The 16283-nt window shown below is 33.4% G+C and carries 20 protein-coding genes; 10 read left to right on the top strand and 10 right to left on the bottom strand.

Annotated features, from left to right (window positions below; genetic code table 11):
- The first annotated feature begins 27 nt into the window (after positions 1 to 27).
- The gene (locus tag MTP08_RS13930; RefSeq protein ID WP_243576458.1) at positions 28 to 1404 is read left to right on the top strand and encodes a tryptophanase; all 1377 of its coding nucleotides are present in this window, start codon (positions 28 to 30) and stop codon (positions 1402 to 1404) included.
- Positions 1405 to 1699: 295 nt separating this feature from the next.
- On the opposite strand, the gene MTP08_RS13925 is transcribed toward MTP08_RS13930, so the two are convergent.
- The 4 genes from MTP08_RS13925 to MTP08_RS13910 are packed head-to-tail and all read right to left on the bottom strand — an operon-like array spanning position 1700 to position 2507.
- Positions 1700 to 1858: a hypothetical protein gene (locus tag MTP08_RS13925; protein ID WP_243576457.1), complete on the bottom strand. Its 159-nt coding sequence runs from the start codon at positions 1856 to 1858 to the stop codon at positions 1700 to 1702.
- A 7-nt stretch (positions 1859 to 1865) separates the two neighbouring features.
- On the bottom strand, positions 1866 to 2102 hold the full coding sequence (locus tag MTP08_RS13920; RefSeq protein WP_243576456.1) for a hypothetical protein: 237 nt from the start codon (positions 2100 to 2102) through the stop codon (positions 1866 to 1868).
- A complete protein-coding gene (locus MTP08_RS13915) occupies positions 2086 to 2280 on the bottom strand; it encodes a hypothetical protein (RefSeq protein ID WP_243576455.1) in 195 nt (64 codons plus the stop codon). The genes MTP08_RS13920 and MTP08_RS13915 overlap by 17 nt, the downstream gene beginning before the upstream one ends.
- Before the next feature lie 35 nt (positions 2281 to 2315).
- Positions 2316 to 2507, bottom strand: coding sequence for a hypothetical protein (locus tag MTP08_RS13910; protein WP_243576454.1), 192 nt, complete (start codon positions 2505 to 2507; stop codon positions 2316 to 2318).
- Positions 2508 to 3067: 560 nt separating this feature from the next.
- On the opposite strand from MTP08_RS13910, the gene MTP08_RS13905 reads away from it, so the two are divergent.
- A complete protein-coding gene (locus MTP08_RS13905; RefSeq protein WP_243576453.1) occupies positions 3068 to 3826 on the top strand; it encodes a response regulator transcription factor in 759 nt (252 codons plus the stop codon).
- Positions 3827 to 3904: 78 nt separating this feature from the next.
- On the opposite strand, the gene MTP08_RS13900 is transcribed toward MTP08_RS13905, so the two are convergent.
- The gene (locus tag MTP08_RS13900; protein ID WP_243576452.1) at positions 3905 to 5104 is read right to left on the bottom strand and encodes a PQQ-dependent sugar dehydrogenase; all 1200 of its coding nucleotides are present in this window, start codon (positions 5102 to 5104) and stop codon (positions 3905 to 3907) included.
- A 164-nt stretch (positions 5105 to 5268) separates the two neighbouring features.
- Here MTP08_RS13900 and MTP08_RS13895 point away from each other — a divergent pair, with 164 nt between their 5' ends.
- The 3 genes from MTP08_RS13895 to uvrB are packed head-to-tail and all read left to right on the top strand — an operon-like array spanning position 5269 to position 9069.
- Positions 5269 to 5637 carry a BlaI/MecI/CopY family transcriptional regulator gene (locus MTP08_RS13895; RefSeq protein ID WP_243576451.1) on the top strand — a complete coding sequence of 123 codons (369 nt, stop codon included), beginning with the start codon at positions 5269 to 5271 and terminating at the stop codon, positions 5635 to 5637.
- Between the two features lie 5 nt (positions 5638 to 5642).
- Entirely contained in the window at positions 5643 to 7028 is a 1386-nt protein-coding gene (locus MTP08_RS13890) for a M56 family metallopeptidase (protein WP_243576450.1), read from the top strand.
- 49 nt (positions 7029 to 7077) lie between these two features.
- A complete protein-coding gene (gene uvrB / locus MTP08_RS13885; protein ID WP_243576449.1) occupies positions 7078 to 9069 on the top strand; it encodes an excinuclease ABC subunit UvrB in 1992 nt (663 codons plus the stop codon).
- 26 nt (positions 9070 to 9095) lie between these two features.
- Here uvrB and MTP08_RS13880 read toward each other — a convergent pair whose 3' ends face one another.
- Positions 9096 to 9722, bottom strand: coding sequence for an aminotransferase class IV (locus MTP08_RS13880; protein WP_243576448.1), 627 nt, complete (start codon positions 9720 to 9722; stop codon positions 9096 to 9098).
- Entirely contained in the window at positions 9706 to 10683 is a 978-nt protein-coding gene (locus MTP08_RS13875; RefSeq protein ID WP_243576447.1) for an aminodeoxychorismate synthase component I, read from the bottom strand. Before MTP08_RS13875 ends, MTP08_RS13880 begins: the two co-directional genes overlap by 17 nt.
- A gap of 47 nt (positions 10684 to 10730) precedes the next feature.
- Here MTP08_RS13875 and MTP08_RS13870 point away from each other — a divergent pair, with 47 nt between their 5' ends.
- From MTP08_RS13870 to MTP08_RS13855, 4 genes are all read left to right on the top strand, one after another.
- Positions 10731 to 11453 carry a hypothetical protein gene (locus MTP08_RS13870; protein ID WP_243576446.1) on the top strand — a complete coding sequence of 241 codons (723 nt, stop codon included), beginning with the start codon at positions 10731 to 10733 and terminating at the stop codon, positions 11451 to 11453.
- 68 nt (positions 11454 to 11521) lie between these two features.
- The gene (locus MTP08_RS13865; RefSeq protein ID WP_243576445.1) at positions 11522 to 12247 is read left to right on the top strand and encodes a beta-carotene 15,15'-monooxygenase; all 726 of its coding nucleotides are present in this window, start codon (positions 11522 to 11524) and stop codon (positions 12245 to 12247) included.
- Positions 12248 to 13336: an AI-2E family transporter gene (locus MTP08_RS13860; protein ID WP_243576444.1), complete on the top strand. Its 1089-nt coding sequence runs from the start codon at positions 12248 to 12250 to the stop codon at positions 13334 to 13336.
- Positions 13337 to 13338: 2 nt separating this feature from the next.
- Positions 13339 to 13578: a DUF3820 family protein gene (locus MTP08_RS13855; protein ID WP_243576443.1), complete on the top strand. Its 240-nt coding sequence runs from the start codon at positions 13339 to 13341 to the stop codon at positions 13576 to 13578.
- Between the two features lie 70 nt (positions 13579 to 13648).
- Here MTP08_RS13855 and MTP08_RS13850 read toward each other — a convergent pair whose 3' ends face one another.
- The 3 genes from MTP08_RS13850 to MTP08_RS13840 form a co-directional block, all read right to left on the bottom strand.
- Positions 13649 to 14098, bottom strand: a complete 450-nt coding sequence (locus MTP08_RS13850) for a GNAT family N-acetyltransferase (protein ID WP_243576442.1) — start codon at positions 14096 to 14098, stop codon at positions 13649 to 13651.
- Entirely contained in the window at positions 14091 to 14714 is a 624-nt protein-coding gene (yihA, locus tag MTP08_RS13845; RefSeq protein WP_243576441.1) for a ribosome biogenesis GTP-binding protein YihA/YsxC, read from the bottom strand. The genes MTP08_RS13850 and yihA overlap by 8 nt, the downstream gene beginning before the upstream one ends.
- A gap of 65 nt (positions 14715 to 14779) precedes the next feature.
- On the bottom strand, positions 14780 to 15541 hold the full coding sequence (locus MTP08_RS13840; RefSeq protein ID WP_209388705.1) for an alpha/beta fold hydrolase: 762 nt from the start codon (positions 15539 to 15541) through the stop codon (positions 14780 to 14782).
- 267 nt (positions 15542 to 15808) lie between these two features.
- Here MTP08_RS13840 and mraZ point away from each other — a divergent pair, with 267 nt between their 5' ends.
- Entirely contained in the window at positions 15809 to 16267 is a 459-nt protein-coding gene (gene mraZ / locus MTP08_RS13835; RefSeq protein ID WP_209388704.1) for a division/cell wall cluster transcriptional repressor MraZ, read from the top strand.
- Positions 16268 to 16283: the final 16 nt, after the last annotated feature.

Raw genomic sequence — 16283 nt, 5'->3', positions numbered from 1 at the left:
TTTTAACAAACTAAAATAAATATCACAATGGAATTACCATATGCAGAGCCTTTTCGTATTAAAATGGTGGAAGAAATCCGCCAGTCTACAAGAGAAGAAAGAGAACAATGGCTGAAAGATGCCAAATTCAATTTATTTAATCTAAAATCTTCCCAGGTTTTTATTGATCTTCTAACCGATTCGGGTACAGGAGCAATGTCTGACAGACAATGGGGAGCATTAATGACAGGAGACGAAAGCTATGCCGGTTCGCGCTCATTCGAACAGCTGCACAATACCGTGCAAAATATTACAGGTTTTAAATATTTATTGCCAACACACCAGGGAAGAGCCGCTGAAAATGTTCTGTTTTCGGTTTTGGTAAAAGATGGAGATGTGATCCCGGGAAATTCTCATTTCGATACTACGAAAGGGCATATCGAAATCAGAAAAGCTCATGCAATCGACTGTACGATTGATGAAGCTTTCGACATTAATGATTTACATCCTTTTAAAGGAAATATTAACCTCGAAAAACTGGAGGAAGTTTACAAATCTCATCCCAAAGAGCAAATTCCGTTCTGCTTAATTACTATTACCTGCAATTCTTCAGGAGGACAGCCTGTTTCTCTTGAAAATATGAAAGCTGTGAAAGAACTTTCCGACAGTTATGGGATCCCCGTGTTTTTTGATTCTGCCAGATTTGCAGAAAATGCATATTTCATCAAGAAAAGAGAAATGGGCCAGGAAAACAGAAGCATTAAAGAAATCTGCAAAGAAATGTTTTCTTACGGAGAGGGAATGACGATGAGTTCCAAGAAAGACGGGTTGGTAAATATCGGAGGATTTATTGCTTTAAATAACGAAGATGTTTTCAGAAAAGCGTCCAACTTTACGATTATTTATGAAGGATTCATCACGTATGGCGGTATGGCAGGAAGAGATATGGCTGCTTTGGCAGTTGGGCTGGATGAAGCCACAGAATTTGCGTATCTGGAAAGCAGAATTTCTCAGGTGGAATATCTTGGGAATAAGTTAATTGAATACGGAATTCCTGTTCAGAAACCAATTGGCGGTCATGCTGTATTTGTTGATTCTTTAAATTTTCTTCCGAATGTTCCCCGTGAAGAATATCCTGCACAGACTTTAGGTCTTGAAATTTATAAAGAAGCAGGAATCAGAACTGTGGAAATAGGAACTTTATTGGCAGACCGTGATCCTGAAACCAGAGAAAACCGTTATCCAAAATTAGAATTGGTTCGTCTGGCAATTCCGAGAAGAACATACACCAATAACCACATGGATTATATTGCTGCAGCAGTAAAAAATGTATACGAAAGAAGAGATGAAATTTCTAAAGGTTATAACATTACTTGGGAACCTGAAATTTTAAGACATTTTACCGTTCATTTGGAGGAGGCTTAATCTTTATTTAAGAAATATAAGTTTCGGGCGGCAAAATCGAAGATTTTGCCGCCCGAATTGTTTTAAATTTTAACTTTCAGAAAATAAGCAATCAAATATTCTAAATGGATAAAATTATTTTTTTTTATTTAATAAATACATTAGCACAAAAAATACTACACTAGAAAATAAGCTTTTTAATAGAGCGCTCATTAAGGAAATTTCATGTTCTTTGTTAAATAAAAAGTAATTGCTAATAAAGAGAAGTACTCCAAATATTGCAGTCCCGATGAGTAGTTTAGTTATTTTCATTTTTTTATTTTTTGAAATTTAAAAAATGAACAATTAAATATCCCGAGAAAGCCAAAAGGCTTCCAAAACTCAGAATTGAGGGAAGATCCCAAAAATCCTGATAATACTTTACGAAAGATACTGCTGAAGACTGAACGGCAAATAAAATTACGAGTGGTTTCATGATTTAATTATTTTGATTGATTGTTATTATTTAAAAGCTGTGCAATATATTTTATCAACACTGCTATCAGCGCACCGAAGAAAATCCCCCAACTGAAAGATTTCTTTACAAACTCTTTTATCTCTTCATTTCCATCAGAAATCATTGTATCAAAAACTGAAGAATTTAAAAATCTATTTAATGCCCAAAGCATGATGATGATGGGAATTATGATGGTTAGTTTGTTTTTAATTGGTAGATTCATTGTTGTTCTTTTTATTAATAAAATACATCAGCACAAAGAATATCACACTGGAGAATAAACTTTGCAAAGCTGCACTCATCACTGAAATTTCATTTTCTTCATTGAACAAAAAATAATTGGAGCAAAAAATAAGAATTCCAAAGATTAAGGTTCCGATAAATAGTTTGGTTGTTTTCATTGTTTTTTTTATTTAAATTGTAAAAAGTTTAAAAATTAGCTTTCCGGATTATTTTTATTTCTTTTATTAAAAAAGGCGAAAATCGTAGAGATTACAGCTCCAATTAAAAAGCCTTGTAAAAGAATTTTGATCATGGAATCTTCTTCGTTATTAAAAAAGTAATATCTTGAAATAAGAAAAAGCACTAAGCATACTGCTGTTACGAAAATGGGTATCAGTACTTTCATTTTTGTTTTTTGAAATTTAAAAAATAATATATTATAGTACCCCAAAAAGGAAATAGTATAACTAGAATAGAGTAGTTAACTCTTTCTCTTTTTGTCAACTTGGGATTGTTTTTTATTGAAATTATTCCAATTACGATAGCCATTAAAATGACTAATACAATCATTAAAGCAAAGATTTCCATAATTTTAATATTTATTAGTAAATACTAAATCTCCTAAAGCGATTTCTCTAGTTTGTCCAAATGCAAGGCTTCCAATTAATACCATTCCTGCACTAAATAGTTTAAATAATTTTTTCATGATTGTTTTTATTTTAAATTGTTTTCTTTTTCTTTTACAAAAATATAAGCAGCTAAAAAAAAAGCGGCTACACTAAAGTTTAGATTAAAAGGAGGAAATCAAAAACTACACTTTGTAGTAGTTGAAACTGATGAAAGAAACCTATTTCATTAAGGAAGTTTAAAAAATACTTCTTTTGTTTGATAAATAGCTACACTTTTGTGTAGATTTGTTTAAATTTAAAAAAAACTAAACTAAAGTGTAGTTTACATTTAAAAAAAATGGAAAAGTTCAACAGCTTTTTTTCAAATAAAAATACGATCAGTGATATTTCTGCTCAAGATGTTTCTCAAACAGAAAACTATCTTGAAGTGGCAAAAGCCTTTGCTAAGCTTACTTATCAAAGTATATACATCATTGATTATGAAAAAAGAGGTTTCGAATATGTTTCAGATAACCCTTTGTTTTTATGCGGATTAACACCTAAAGATGTTGAACTGCTGGGTTATGATTTTTATTTTAAATATGTCGGAGAAAAAGATTTAAACTTACTTTTGAAAATCAACCAAATAGGCTTCGATTTTTTTGATAATCTTCCTCTTGAACAAAGAAAGAATTATACAATTTCTTACGATTTCTCTATTATTAACGACAAAAAGAACTCAATACTCATCAATCATAAGCTTACTCCTCTTTTTCTAAATGAAGAAGGTAAAATTTGGAAGGCAATGTGTATTGTTTCTCTCAGTCCTAATCATTCATCCGGAAATATTATTATTTCGGATACCCATTCGGAAAATATATTTGAATTTAATCTTGAAACTGATTCTTGGGAGCGTAAACAAAAAGTAAAATTATCCGACAGAGAAACCGAAATTTTAAGTCTGTATGCCGGAGGATTAACGATTAATGAAATTGCGGAGAAAATATTTATCTCTTCAGATACGGTAAAGTTCCACAGAAGAAAATTGTTTGAAAAAATGGGCGTAGACAACATTACTGAAGCTTTGTCTTACGCAACGCATAATAAGCTTATTTAATTGAAAATTAGTTATGGCGGCAAAATCGAAGATTTTGCCGCCATAACTATATAAGTAATTTATTTAGTAATAAAATCATCACTTCTTAGAAATCCTGTACAGTTTTCCACTATCTGTTATTGCATACAAATTTCCATCATTTCCATTCAAAACATCACGAAATCTTTCTTTTTGATCCAAAAGAAGACGTTCTTCACCCACTACTTTATTATCTTTCAACACTATTCTGTTGATATGTTCTCCACTAAGGCAGCCAATAAATAAATTGTTTTTCCACTCAGCAATATTTCCGGTGTAGAACGCAACTCCGCTTGGTGACACTACAGGATCCCAGTAATAAACGGGCTGTTCAGTTCCAGCTTTTTGTGTTGTGCCGTTATTGATTTTATCACCGTTATATTCAATTCCATAGGTTACATCGCCCCAGCCATAATTTTTTCCGGGTTTAATGAGATTGATTTCATCGCCGCCTCTCGGTCCCATTTCGATATCCCAGAGCTGTCCTTTTTCATCAAGTGCCAAACCTTGCGGATTTCTGATTCCGAAAGCATAAATTTCAGGTTTATAAGCAGATTTTCCAATAAAAGGATTTCCGGGAGCAGGTTTTCCGTCTTTGGTGATTTTTAAAATTTTCCCTAAATAATTATCGGTTTTCTGAGCATAAACTCTGGTTTGCTTATCAGATCTTTCGCCTGTGCTTACAAAAAGATTTCCATCTTTATCGAAAACTAAACGGCTTCCGTAGTGTTTATCGCCATCATAAGAAGGAGTTGCTCGGAAAATCACTTTTACCTCAGAAATATTTTTCAAATCCGCAGACAGTTTTCCTTTGGCAACAGAAGTTAAATTTCCATCACCATAAGGCTCAGAAAAACTGAAAAATAGAGTGTTATTGGTTTTAAAATCAGGATCGAGAGCAACATCCAGCATTCCTCCCTGTCCTTTTGAATCTACTTTCGGGAAACCTTCAATTTTGGTTATATTTTTGCCATCCGCTGAAATAACATTCATAAAACCTGTTTTTTCTGTAATTAAAAATCTCCCGTCGGGAAGATTAATAATTCCCCAAGGTCTTCCTAATGAACGATTTATAATTTCAACCTGATACGGAGTAGTTGTTTTTATTTGTGTAATTCGGGTTTGTCCTGCAAAAGCCGGTTTGTAATTGGTATTGGGTTTTTCTTCTCTTGAAGAAGGTTCATTGGGTTTTCCTTTTCCCTGACAAGAAACCAAAGTGGTTGCTGAAGCGAATATAAGTGGTAAGAATACTTTTTTCATATATTAATTTTATTTGGGTGAAATGTTTTATGACTGAGTATTGTGCTGATTATAAGGTAAGTTTCAATTTTTGTTATGTTTTAAAATGGAAAAATAATGCCATAAAATTTGCATAATAAAATTTTATCTCTACATTTGTAGAGTAAATTTTAAAACCGTAGAACATGAAAGAAATAAAACTTACCGATTCCGAAAAAACTTTGATGGAAATTTTATGGGCAAAAGAAAAAGCTTTCATGAAGGATATTTTGGATGCTTATGATGAACCAAAGCCGGCCACTACAACAGTAGCAACCTTGCTTAAAAGAATGCAGAATAAGGATTTGGTGGGATTTAAAGTTTATGGGAATTCCCGTGAATATTTCCCGAAAGTAGCAAAAACCGAATACTTTAAAGAAGAAATGACTTCTATGATTGACCGTTTTTTCAACAGTTCTGTAACACAATTTGCTTCGTTTTTTACATCAAATTCTAAATTGACGCAGAAACAACTGAAAGAACTCCGTGATATTATCGATAAGGAAATAAAATAGTAATCATGGAAACCATTCTATTAAAAATAATTCTTTGTTCAGGAGTTTTCTTAGGTTTATATTATTTATTTCTGGCAAAAGAAAAGACATTGGTATTCAATCGTTTTTATCTGTTGTTTTCTCTTTTGTTTTCTGTTGCGATACCATTTTTAAGCATTAAAAAAGAAACAACAGAAGTACCCAATTCTGTCTTGGTATTTCAACAGCAAATGCCTGAACACAATATAACGAAAATTCCAGCGGAACAGGGTGGTTTTAATTATTCTTATATAATTGGGTCTGTTTATTCTGTTATTATGCTGGTTTTAGTGCTGAAATTATTTTTATCCATCATTAAAATAAAAAAACTCAGAGGCAGGAAAATAATATATAAAAACAGAGAAACAGTGCTTCTCTATCAAGATCTTGCACCATTCAGTTTTTGGAACACCATTTATCTGTCCGAAAAGTATTTCAGGAACAACGAGATCGAAAACAATATTTTTCTTCATGAAGAAATTCATATCCAGCAAAAACATTCTCTAGATGTGATTGTTTCTGAATTTGTGAAAGCCATTCTATGGTTCAATCCATTTGTTTATCTGTATCATAAAGCGATTGTAAATAACCATGAATTTATTGCAGATGAAGAAGTTTTGCATAAGAACAATAATGTTAAGCAATATCAGGAACTTATTCTCAGTGAAATTTTAAAACAACAAAATCTATCATTAATACACCAATTCAATTTTAATAACACTAAAAAAAGATTTATTATGATGACAAAAAAGAATTCTAAATTTTCCAACGCTAAGAAAATGATGATGATACCGTTTTTCGTAATTTCTGGATATGCTTTTTCTGAAAAAGTTTATAATGTGACTATAGACAACAAGGCTTCAGAAATAAAATTTTCAAAAAAAGCAACGGTTAATAACAATATTGAGGAGAAGGCAACCACCAATGTTGAAGCACTTCCAAAATCAGCTAAGCAAGATACCATTCCTGTAAAAAGAAATATTGAAGCCAAAAACAATTTGTCTAATTCTGAAAATAAGAATGTACAAGATGTTGCCTATGGAGAAGCCGCTGATCTTACACCAGCAGAATATCCCGGAGGAAGCGCTAAATTGAGAAATCTTATTAGTGGCTATTTTAACATTTCGGAAATAAAAGAAGATGTAGGAATTTTAAAAACAGTTATCTATTTTACTGTTGATGATCAGGGAAAAGTAAACAATTATAATGTAAAAGGAGAAAATGCCTCTTTTAATAATGAAGCTTTAAGAGTTGCGAAACTGGCTTGTGAAAACGTCACATGGAAACCAGCATTATTAAACGGAAAACCCGTTGGCTTTCAATATAAAATGCCAATTACTATAGCTTTTGCAGAAGAAAAGAAACAAAAATAATCTCTAAAGAGTCCATTTCGGACTCTTTTTTATTTCATAAATTTACATTATGAAATTTAATCTGCAATCTGAATACAAACCAACCGGAGATCAGCCATCTGCTATCGAAAAGCTAACAAAAGGGGTAGAAATTGGTGAGAAATACCAAACCCTTTTAGGAGTTACCGGATCGGGAAAAACCTTTACCGTTGCCAATGTGGTGAATAATGTACAGAAACCTACTTTGGTTCTCGCTCATAATAAAACTTTGGCAGCTCAGCTATTTATGGAGTTTAAAGAATTCTTTCCCGAGAACGCTGTGGAGTATTTTGTAAGTTACTACGATTATTATCAGCCCGAAGCTTACATTGCAAGTTCTGGAACTTATATAGAAAAAGATTTAAGCATCAACGAAGAAGTCGAAAAGCTAAGACTTTCGGCAACTGCCAGTTTGCTTTCAGGGAGAAGAGATGTTTTAATTGTGGCTTCGGTTTCATGTATTTACGGGATTGGGAATCCTACAGAATTTCATAAGTCTCTTATTTCGCTTGAAATAGGAGAGAAAACAACAAGAACTTCGTTGCTTCATTCGTTGGTGAATGCATTGTATTCCCGAACGTTGGGCGATTTTCAGAGAGGAACCTTCAGAGTGAAGGGAGATGTTGTAGATGTTTTTCCGGCGTATGCAGATAATGGAGTTAGAATTCAGTTTTTTGGAGATGAAATAGAGAAAATTCAAAGCTTTGACCCTGTTTCCGGGAATGTAACTTCCAGCTTTGAGCAAATTCAGATATATCCGGCAAATCTCTTTGTGACCTCAAAAGATACTTTGAATGGTGCTATAAGAAGCATTCAGGATGATTTGGTAAAACAGGTTGATTTTTTCTCTGAGATTGAAAAACCTTTGGAAGCGAAAAGACTTCAGGAGCGTACCGAACTCGATCTTGAAATGATTAAAGAATTAGGTTACTGCTCCGGAATTGAAAATTATTCGCGTTATCTGGATGGCAGACTTCCCGGATCGCGACCATTTTGCCTTTTAGATTACTTCCCAAAAGATTTTCTGATGGTGATTGATGAAAGCCACGTTACCGTTCCGCAGGTTCACGCCATGTACGGAGGCGACAGAAGCCGTAAAGAAGCGTTGGTGGAATACGGTTTCCGACTTCCCGCTGCGATGGATAACCGCCCATTGAAGTTTGAAGAATTTGAAGCCATTCAGAATCAGGTAATTTATGTTTCTGCAACTCCCGCAGACTATGAATTAGAAAAAACAGGCGGAGAATATATTGAGCAGATTATCCGCCCTACCGGACTTTTAGATCCGATTATAGAAATTCGTCCAACCATCAATCAGATTGATGATTTAATGGAGGAAATCCGAAAACGTGCCGAGATAGACGAACGTGTTTTGGTAACAACCCTAACGAAAAAAATGGCGGAAGAACTTACCAAGTATTTCACAAAATTCGGAATCCGAACAAGATATATTCATTCTGATGTGGAAACTTTAGAGCGTATTCAGATTATGCAGGATCTTCGATTAGGTTTGTTTGATGTTTTAATTGGTGTAAATTTATTGAGAGAAGGTTTAGATTTGCCCGAAGTTTCTTTAGTGGCTATTTTGGATGCCGATAAAGAAGGAATGCTTAGAAGCCGAAGATCTATGATCCAAACAGTGGGGCGTGCCGCAAGAAATGTAAACGGTAGAGCAATTATGTATGCCGACAAAATTACTAAGTCTATGCAGAATACTTTGGATGAAACCGAGTATCGCCGTGCAAAACAAATGGCTTACAATGAAGAGCATGGTAAAGTTCCTACCGCTTTAAATAAAAAAATCTCCGAAAATCTTGTCGGAAGAAGCAAAGATTTCCCGGACGAAAAATATACCCAAAAAGAAATTGTACAGAAAGTTGCCGAAACAAAAGCCAATTACTCTTCTGAAGATGTAGAGAAAATAATTCTGCAGAAACAGAAAGAAATGGAAGCGGCTGCAAAAAATTTAGACTTCATAAAAGCGGCTAAATTAAGAGATGAAATTGCAGCTTTAAAAGGATAGTTGTGCAAATGATTATTTAGATTACCTTAATAATCTAAATAATCATTACTGCCCGGAAGATTGTTTATTTTGTGTATGGGATAAATAAAAGTATCATCAAAATCATTCAGGGCGTTAATAAGCTGGAAATGAGAAAACTCCTTAATGTTTTGTAAAGTAATTTCCATTTCCTTTATTTTTTTCTTTTTAAGAAGGTTCTGTCTTTGCACGCCGTTAAGAAGATAAGTTGAAGGGGTAAACCACTCTTTTCCTTTCAGAAAGAGAAGATTAGAAAATGAAGTATCTGTGATATGGTTGTTCTTTACAATAATGATTTCCTCGGCTTTTGCCATCATCTTCATTTTTTCGAGTTCTTTTCTGTCCTCAAATTTGAAAGAATAATCGTAACTGTTGTTTTCAACCAATTGAAAATCATGAATCTCCGGAATGGCATAAGGAATCATCATGGTTCGGAAGCGTTTGTCTAAATCATAAGTGATCTTCAATTTATACAGACCGTCTTCATCATGATTCAGGTTTTTAAAGATTTTTTCTAAATCAATAGAACCTTCCTTACCAAAATGGGCAAAGGTTTGGTTTACACGTTTTTGGTGAAGTTCTAACAGGAAAATTTCCTGATCTTCTATCTTAATACTTTCAATGAATTGGGACATAAATCTTATTTTTCATTTCCTGATACTCGTCTTCTAATTTGCTCATGTGGGTAATTCCACCGCCACTTTTAAAATAAAGTGTATTGTTGTCTTTTTCTATAAATCTTATCATCACACAGCTGTCGAGATTTTCGCCATCAAACCAACCGCAAATGCCCGTATAAAAACCTCTTTCAAAGCCTTCTGTCTGAAGAATAATATCCCTCGTTTTGGGTTTTGGCGCTCCCAGAATAGAACCTGCAGGTAAAATTTGCTGCATGATAGAACCTACTTTCCCTACAAATTCCGGCTTTATTTTTCCTGAAATTTCAGAACTCATCGCAAAAAGATTTTTTTGATGGGTTTTCAGAAAATCAATATACTGAAATTTGTCTACCATAACATCGTCTGCCACAATACTTAAATCATTTCTCAGAAGATCTACAACCGTGTAATGTTCAGCTTTTTCTTTTTGATCATTTTTCAGGACTTCAGCTGCATTTTCTATGGAAGCATCAATAGTTCCTTTCATCGGATAGGTAGAAATTTTACCGTCGATAATCTTTACAAAAGTTTCAGGAGAAAAAAATACAAAAAAATCCGGATAAAGAACTTTATATTTTGCTCTGGAATGGTAAAAAATTTCTTCCAGACTCAGATTGGTTTCAATTTTTGTTTTTCTGGTGTAATTGGTAAGATAAGAATTGCCTAAATGGATGTTCTCCTGTACATAATCAAATCCTTTTTGAAAATCTTCCAATGTTTCCGGATAAGATTTTAAAAAAGGAACTTTATCTAAATCTTCTGCGCAATTGATGTTAGAAAATGTCTGAAAATCAATCAGTAAACCTTTTTCTGTGATTTCGTTTTCCTGATAAATTTCCACATGATTTCCAGAAAAGTCAATGATGAAGAAAAAAGGAACTTTCTGAAGAGAAAGTTCATCCATTTCCAAAAATTTTTGAGTATTTGCCGAAAACATTCTGCAAAAGTAGTTATTGATGTTTACTTTTGCATAAAATTTTTTTGATGCAGGAGACCAATCCACAAAAACCGGGAATAGATTTTATTTTAAAGCAGGCTTTTTTTTATTGGAATAAAACTTTGCTTTATCAGTTGATGTATTCTATTATCTATTTCTCGATATTTTTTACGTCGATTTTTTTCTTTGCTTCCAAATTCGGGATTTGGGAACAGAACCAGCAATTGATAGAAGCTTATAAAATAAGTATGGAAGCTTATGTGCAAAAAGCAGAAGCTCTTTCTCAGACGTGGGAATCCAGAATGTTTCTGTACTCTTTTCTGGCTACAATAGTTTTTCTTTATCCTTTAAATCTTGGTTTTTTTCAGATCTACAGAAAATTAGATTTAAAAGAAAATATAAGTATTTCTGATTTGTTTGTTGGCTACAACGGAGCCAATTTTTTCAGATATGCTGCTTATTTCTTATTTTGGATTATTCCTTATACTCAGCTTTTGGGGACGGTAATTTTTCCTTTATTTTGGGTTGCGGTCACTTTGTTTATTGCTCCATTAATGTTTTTTCAGAATAAGACGATTTTGGAAGGAATAACACTCAGTTTTAAAGCAATGAGAAGTCATTTTGTCGAAATTTTCGTTTGCATTTTGGTAGCATTTATCTTTAAATACATTGGTTTAGGTTTATTCTTCATAGGATTTCTTTTTACTTTTCCGTTTTGGAATGCCATGATTTATTCTCTTTACAAAACAATTTTTAGCGAAAAGCCGTAAATTTTAAAATCTTTAATGTTTTAATGCCTCAAAAAAATTAAATTTGAGAAATCATAAAATATTAAACGATGTCACATTTTAACGAATTCGATGAGCAAGGCTCTGTTCCGGCAAAAGATGCTGGTTCTATTATTTCTCATGCTTTTGAAATGTACAAAGGTGTTTTTCTGTATGTTTTTCTCTATATGGTTATTTATATAGTAGGAGACAGCATAATTCAATCTTTAACAGGTTTTACAGTTTGGGATTTCGATTATGAAGATTTCAAAAACGCTTCTGGCTACGATATGTGGAAAGGTCCCAACTCAAGAGTTTATTATTCGTTTTCAGGGTTATGGAGTATTTTGTTGGCACCACTTTCTGTGGGATTAATTTACATTACGAATAAATTCAATACCAAAATTTCGATTCAGTTTTCAGATCTTTTCATTGGTTATCGTCAGAATTTAGTTAATATTTTATTGTATGCTTTAATTACTTTTGTCATTTTTACGGTTTCATTAGCGTTGTGCGGAATTCCTTTTCTGTTTGTGTATCCGTTGTTTTTAATTGGCTATCCTATTTTGTTTTTCGAAAACTCTAATGCCACAGAAGCACTTGGTAAAACCTACAATATTGCGAAAGAAAATTATGGAGTTTTTTTGCTGACTGCTCTTTTAGGTGGAATAATTAGCTTGTCGGGATTTATTTTGTGCTGTGTTGGTATAATTTTTAGTTTACCATTCATTAATATTGTAATGTACTCTACGTACTGTGCATTTTTAGGAAAACCAAGACAAATAATCCCTCGTTAGATGTTAAATAAAGAAAACCAAATTAGCAGTACCAAAATAAAGCAAGTGTCTCTCCTTGCCATCATTTTGGTTTTAGCAGGTCTTATCTGCTATAATCTTGCATTATTTATTCCCTCTGTTTTAGGCGCAATTACTATTTATGTAGTATGCCGGAAATACAATTTTTACCTTCAGGAAGAAAGAAAATGGAAACCTTGGGTATCTGCTTTGGTGCTCATGTTGGCAAGTTTAATTATCATTATTCTGCCCATTTATTTCATCGCAGATCTTTTGCTGGAAAAGCTAGGTAATGCACAGATTTACATGAATAAATTTAATGTTTTTATAGATAAAATACATTCATTTATTTATGCTAAAACCAATTTCGATATTCTGAGTAAAGAGAATATGAACAAACTTAAAGAATTTGCAGGAAAATATTCTACATCGGCTGTTAGCGGTACTTTTAATACGCTTACAATTATAATGTCTATGTATTTCATTCTTTATTTTATGTTTGAAAGACCTAGATTTTTCGAAAGAATTCTTGCTTCGGCAGCTCCTTTAAAAAGATCTAATGTAGCAATGATTGGAGAAAAAATGAGAAAGCTCATTATGGCAAATGCTATCGGAATTCCTGTAGTTGCACTTGGGCAGGGACTTGTTGCAATTATAGGATATTTCATTTTCGGTGCTCCAAGCCCAATTTTATTATTTGCTCTAACTGCTGCAACATCTATGATTCCTATTGTGGGTGCTGCTATAATTTATGTTCCAATTTGTATTTTTATGATTGCGGAAGGTAACACAGGAGCCGGTTTAGGTTTGGCAGCATATTGTTTGGTTATTGTAGGTCTTACCGATAATGTTCTGCGTTTTACATTGCTTAAAAAACTTGAAGATATTCATCCTCTTAATACGGTTTTCGGGATTATTATGGGAATGAATTTATTTGGATTTATGGGATTGGTTTTTGGACCGATTCTGGTGTCTTTTACTCTTTTGCTTATTCAGGTGTACGGGAATGAATTTTCTGATGATGAGGTTCCTGAGCTTGAACTTTCCGATAAAGATAAAGGTTTGGAAGATAAAATAGATTTAATACTGTAATTATGGAAAATGGTGTAAATCCGGAGATTTTACAGGAGATTTGTACTGTGAAAATGCCATTTGGGAAATATCAGAATACCATATTGGCAGATCTTCCTATAAGTTATCTCGAATGGTTTCAAAGACAGGGGATGCCCAAAGGGAAACTGGGAATGCAGCTTTCAACCATTTATGAAATAAAACTGAACGGGCTTACAGATTTGCTCATCCCAATACGGAAAGGATTAGTAAATTTAAAATAATAATCATTGATTAATACATGAAAAAAACCAGACTGTAAAGCCTGGTTTTATTTTTTACGAATATGAAAAGCTATTTTCTAAACATTTCCGTATGAGGAATATTATCTTCCAAATATTTTTTACCGGTATCTTCAAACCCGAAATAGGAATAAAAAGGTAAGAGATAATCTTGTGCAGAAATTCTTATTTCAGATGTACAAAAACGGTTTTCTATTATTTCCACTGCATATTGAAGCATTTGTTTTCCAAGAGATTTTCCACGTCCTTCATCGGTTGTTAAAACCCTTCCAATAGAACATTCAGTATATTTAATTTCTTTACCGAAAATTCTGCAATAGGCTAAAATATTGTGATCTTTTTCTGCCCAGAGATGAAGAGCTTTTTTGTCGTAATTATCCAAATCCGGATATGGGCAGTTTTGCTCAACTACAAAAACATCAATTCTTGCTTTAATGATTTCGTAAAGCTCTGAAGTGGAAATTTCTTCAAAACTTTTTACCTTCCAGATTATATTACTCATCAAAACTCACACTATTATTTTCTAAAAATTCATTAGTGGTCTGAATGAAATTTAAAATCTCTTCACAGCCTTCTTTTTTTTCTGCAGAAGTTAAATACAATTCCGGAAGATCTTCCCAGGTTTTTAAAAGTTCATTTTTATAAGATTCTACATTCTGTATCGCAACATTAGGTTTCAGCTTATCAGCTTTTGTAAAAACAATGCTGAAAGGAACCCCACTTTCTCCGCACCACTGGATAAATTCAAGATCAATTTTTTGAGGACTGTGTCGGGAATCCACCAAAACGAAAAGGTTAACGAGATTTCTTCTGTTGAGAATGTAGTTGGTTATCAGTTTTTCAAAATCTTTTCTGATGACTTTAGAAACCTTTGCATATCCATAACCCGGTAAGTCGGTAAGATACCAGTTGTCATTAACCAAAAAATGATTAATAAGCTGTGTTTTTCCTGGTGTTCCCGAAGTTTTTGCCAAATCTTTATGATTCATCATTGCATTAATCAGCGAAGATTTACCCACATTTGATCTTCCGATAAAAGCGTATTCTGGCATATTTGGTTCGGGACATTCCTGCCATTTTCCGCTGCTTTTTACAAATGTTGCTGTTTTAATAACCATCTTTTTATTTTGAATTTTATTGAGAAAAATAAACCATTAAGAAAAGGTCTTAATGGTTTGTCTTTTTATACTTTATCTTTTAACCAGTTGTACAGAATTTCATTGAATTCGTCTGGTTTTTCCATCATGGCGGCGTGTCCGCATTTATCAATCCAGAAAAGATCAGAATTCGGGATGAATTTATGCATGTCTTCTGCAACCTCTGGAGGAGTTACATTATCTTGTTTCCCCCAAATTAAGCACGTAGGTGTAAGGATTTTAGGCAAATCGTTAAGCATATTGTGTTTAATGGCACTTCTTGCAAGCATAACGGTTTTTATGCCCTTCATTCTGTCATTCACAACGCTGAAAACTTCATCTACCAAATCTTCGGTAGCTACGGCAGGATCATAAAAAACCTCTTCTGCCTTCTTCCTTATATAAGAGCGGTCGTTCTTTCTTGGAAAACTGTCACCAAAAGCTCTTTCGTATAAACCAGAACTTCCTGTAAGAACAAGATTTTGAATTAAATCTGGTCTTGCAAGCGTCATTATTAGTCCTACATGACCGCCCATAGAATTTCCTACAATCGTAACCGGTTTCCCAATAGTGGTTTCGATGAACTTAATAACATATTTCGCAATAGTAGTAAGATTGGTATTGAGTACAGGTAAATCGTAAATTGGCAACTGAGGCACATATACCTTAAATCCTTTTTCCGAAAAAAAATTCACCATTTTATCAAAATTACTCAAACCGCCCATAAGCCCATGCAAAAGCACAAGCGGATGGCCTTCTCCCGCTTCTATAAAGTTATATTTCTTTTCTTTTTTTGTACTAAATCTCATAAAGTGCCTGTATAAGCCTTGCAAAAATACAAATTAAACACCAAAACTGTTTTGATATGTCTAATTTAATCTAAAAATAATATATTCTGTTACTTCTCAGGAGAAATTTGAAATTCTTTTTTCTATGTGGAGAATAGCGGTTTTTAAAATGGATGTTGTGTATGTTTATCTTGCTGACAATCAGTTAAAATCAAAACTTATTAACATTAAGTCAAAAAGTGGGAAAAAGTGGGAAATTTTGGAAAAATATTTCTAATTTTGTCCCAAATGAGAAATTTCATTGGAACATACGAGTGTAAAATAGACGACAAGGGTCGCCTGAAAGTTCCTTCATCTCTTATTAAACAGATGGAAAACTTTGAGGATAAAACCTTTGTGGTTAAGCGTTCCGTGTTTCAACCATGTCTCGAAGTTTATCCTATGAAAGCATGGGATAAGCTGATGGAGAAGATTAATAAACTGAATAGGTTCATCAAAAAAAATGCAGATTTCATACGGATGTTTACGGCCGGAGTAAAAACGGTAGAGCTGGACACAGCGGGAAGACTGCAGGTTTCTAAAGATCTTACCACTTTTGCCCATCTCAGCAAAGATGTTGTTGTAACAAGTGCGGGAGAGCTTTTCGAAATTTGGGATAAAGAAGCGTATGAAAAAGTAATTGCGACCAACGAACAAGATTTTGCCAGTCTGGCGGAAGATGTTATGGGAGCTTTTGGTGAAGAATAATTTAATAAACACAAAT

Source organism: Chryseobacterium oryzae (assembly GCF_022811665.1).
GTDB classification, from domain to species: domain Bacteria; phylum Bacteroidota; class Bacteroidia; order Flavobacteriales; family Weeksellaceae; genus Chryseobacterium; species Chryseobacterium oryzae.
This window is presented reverse-complemented; position numbering and strand designations above follow the sequence as displayed.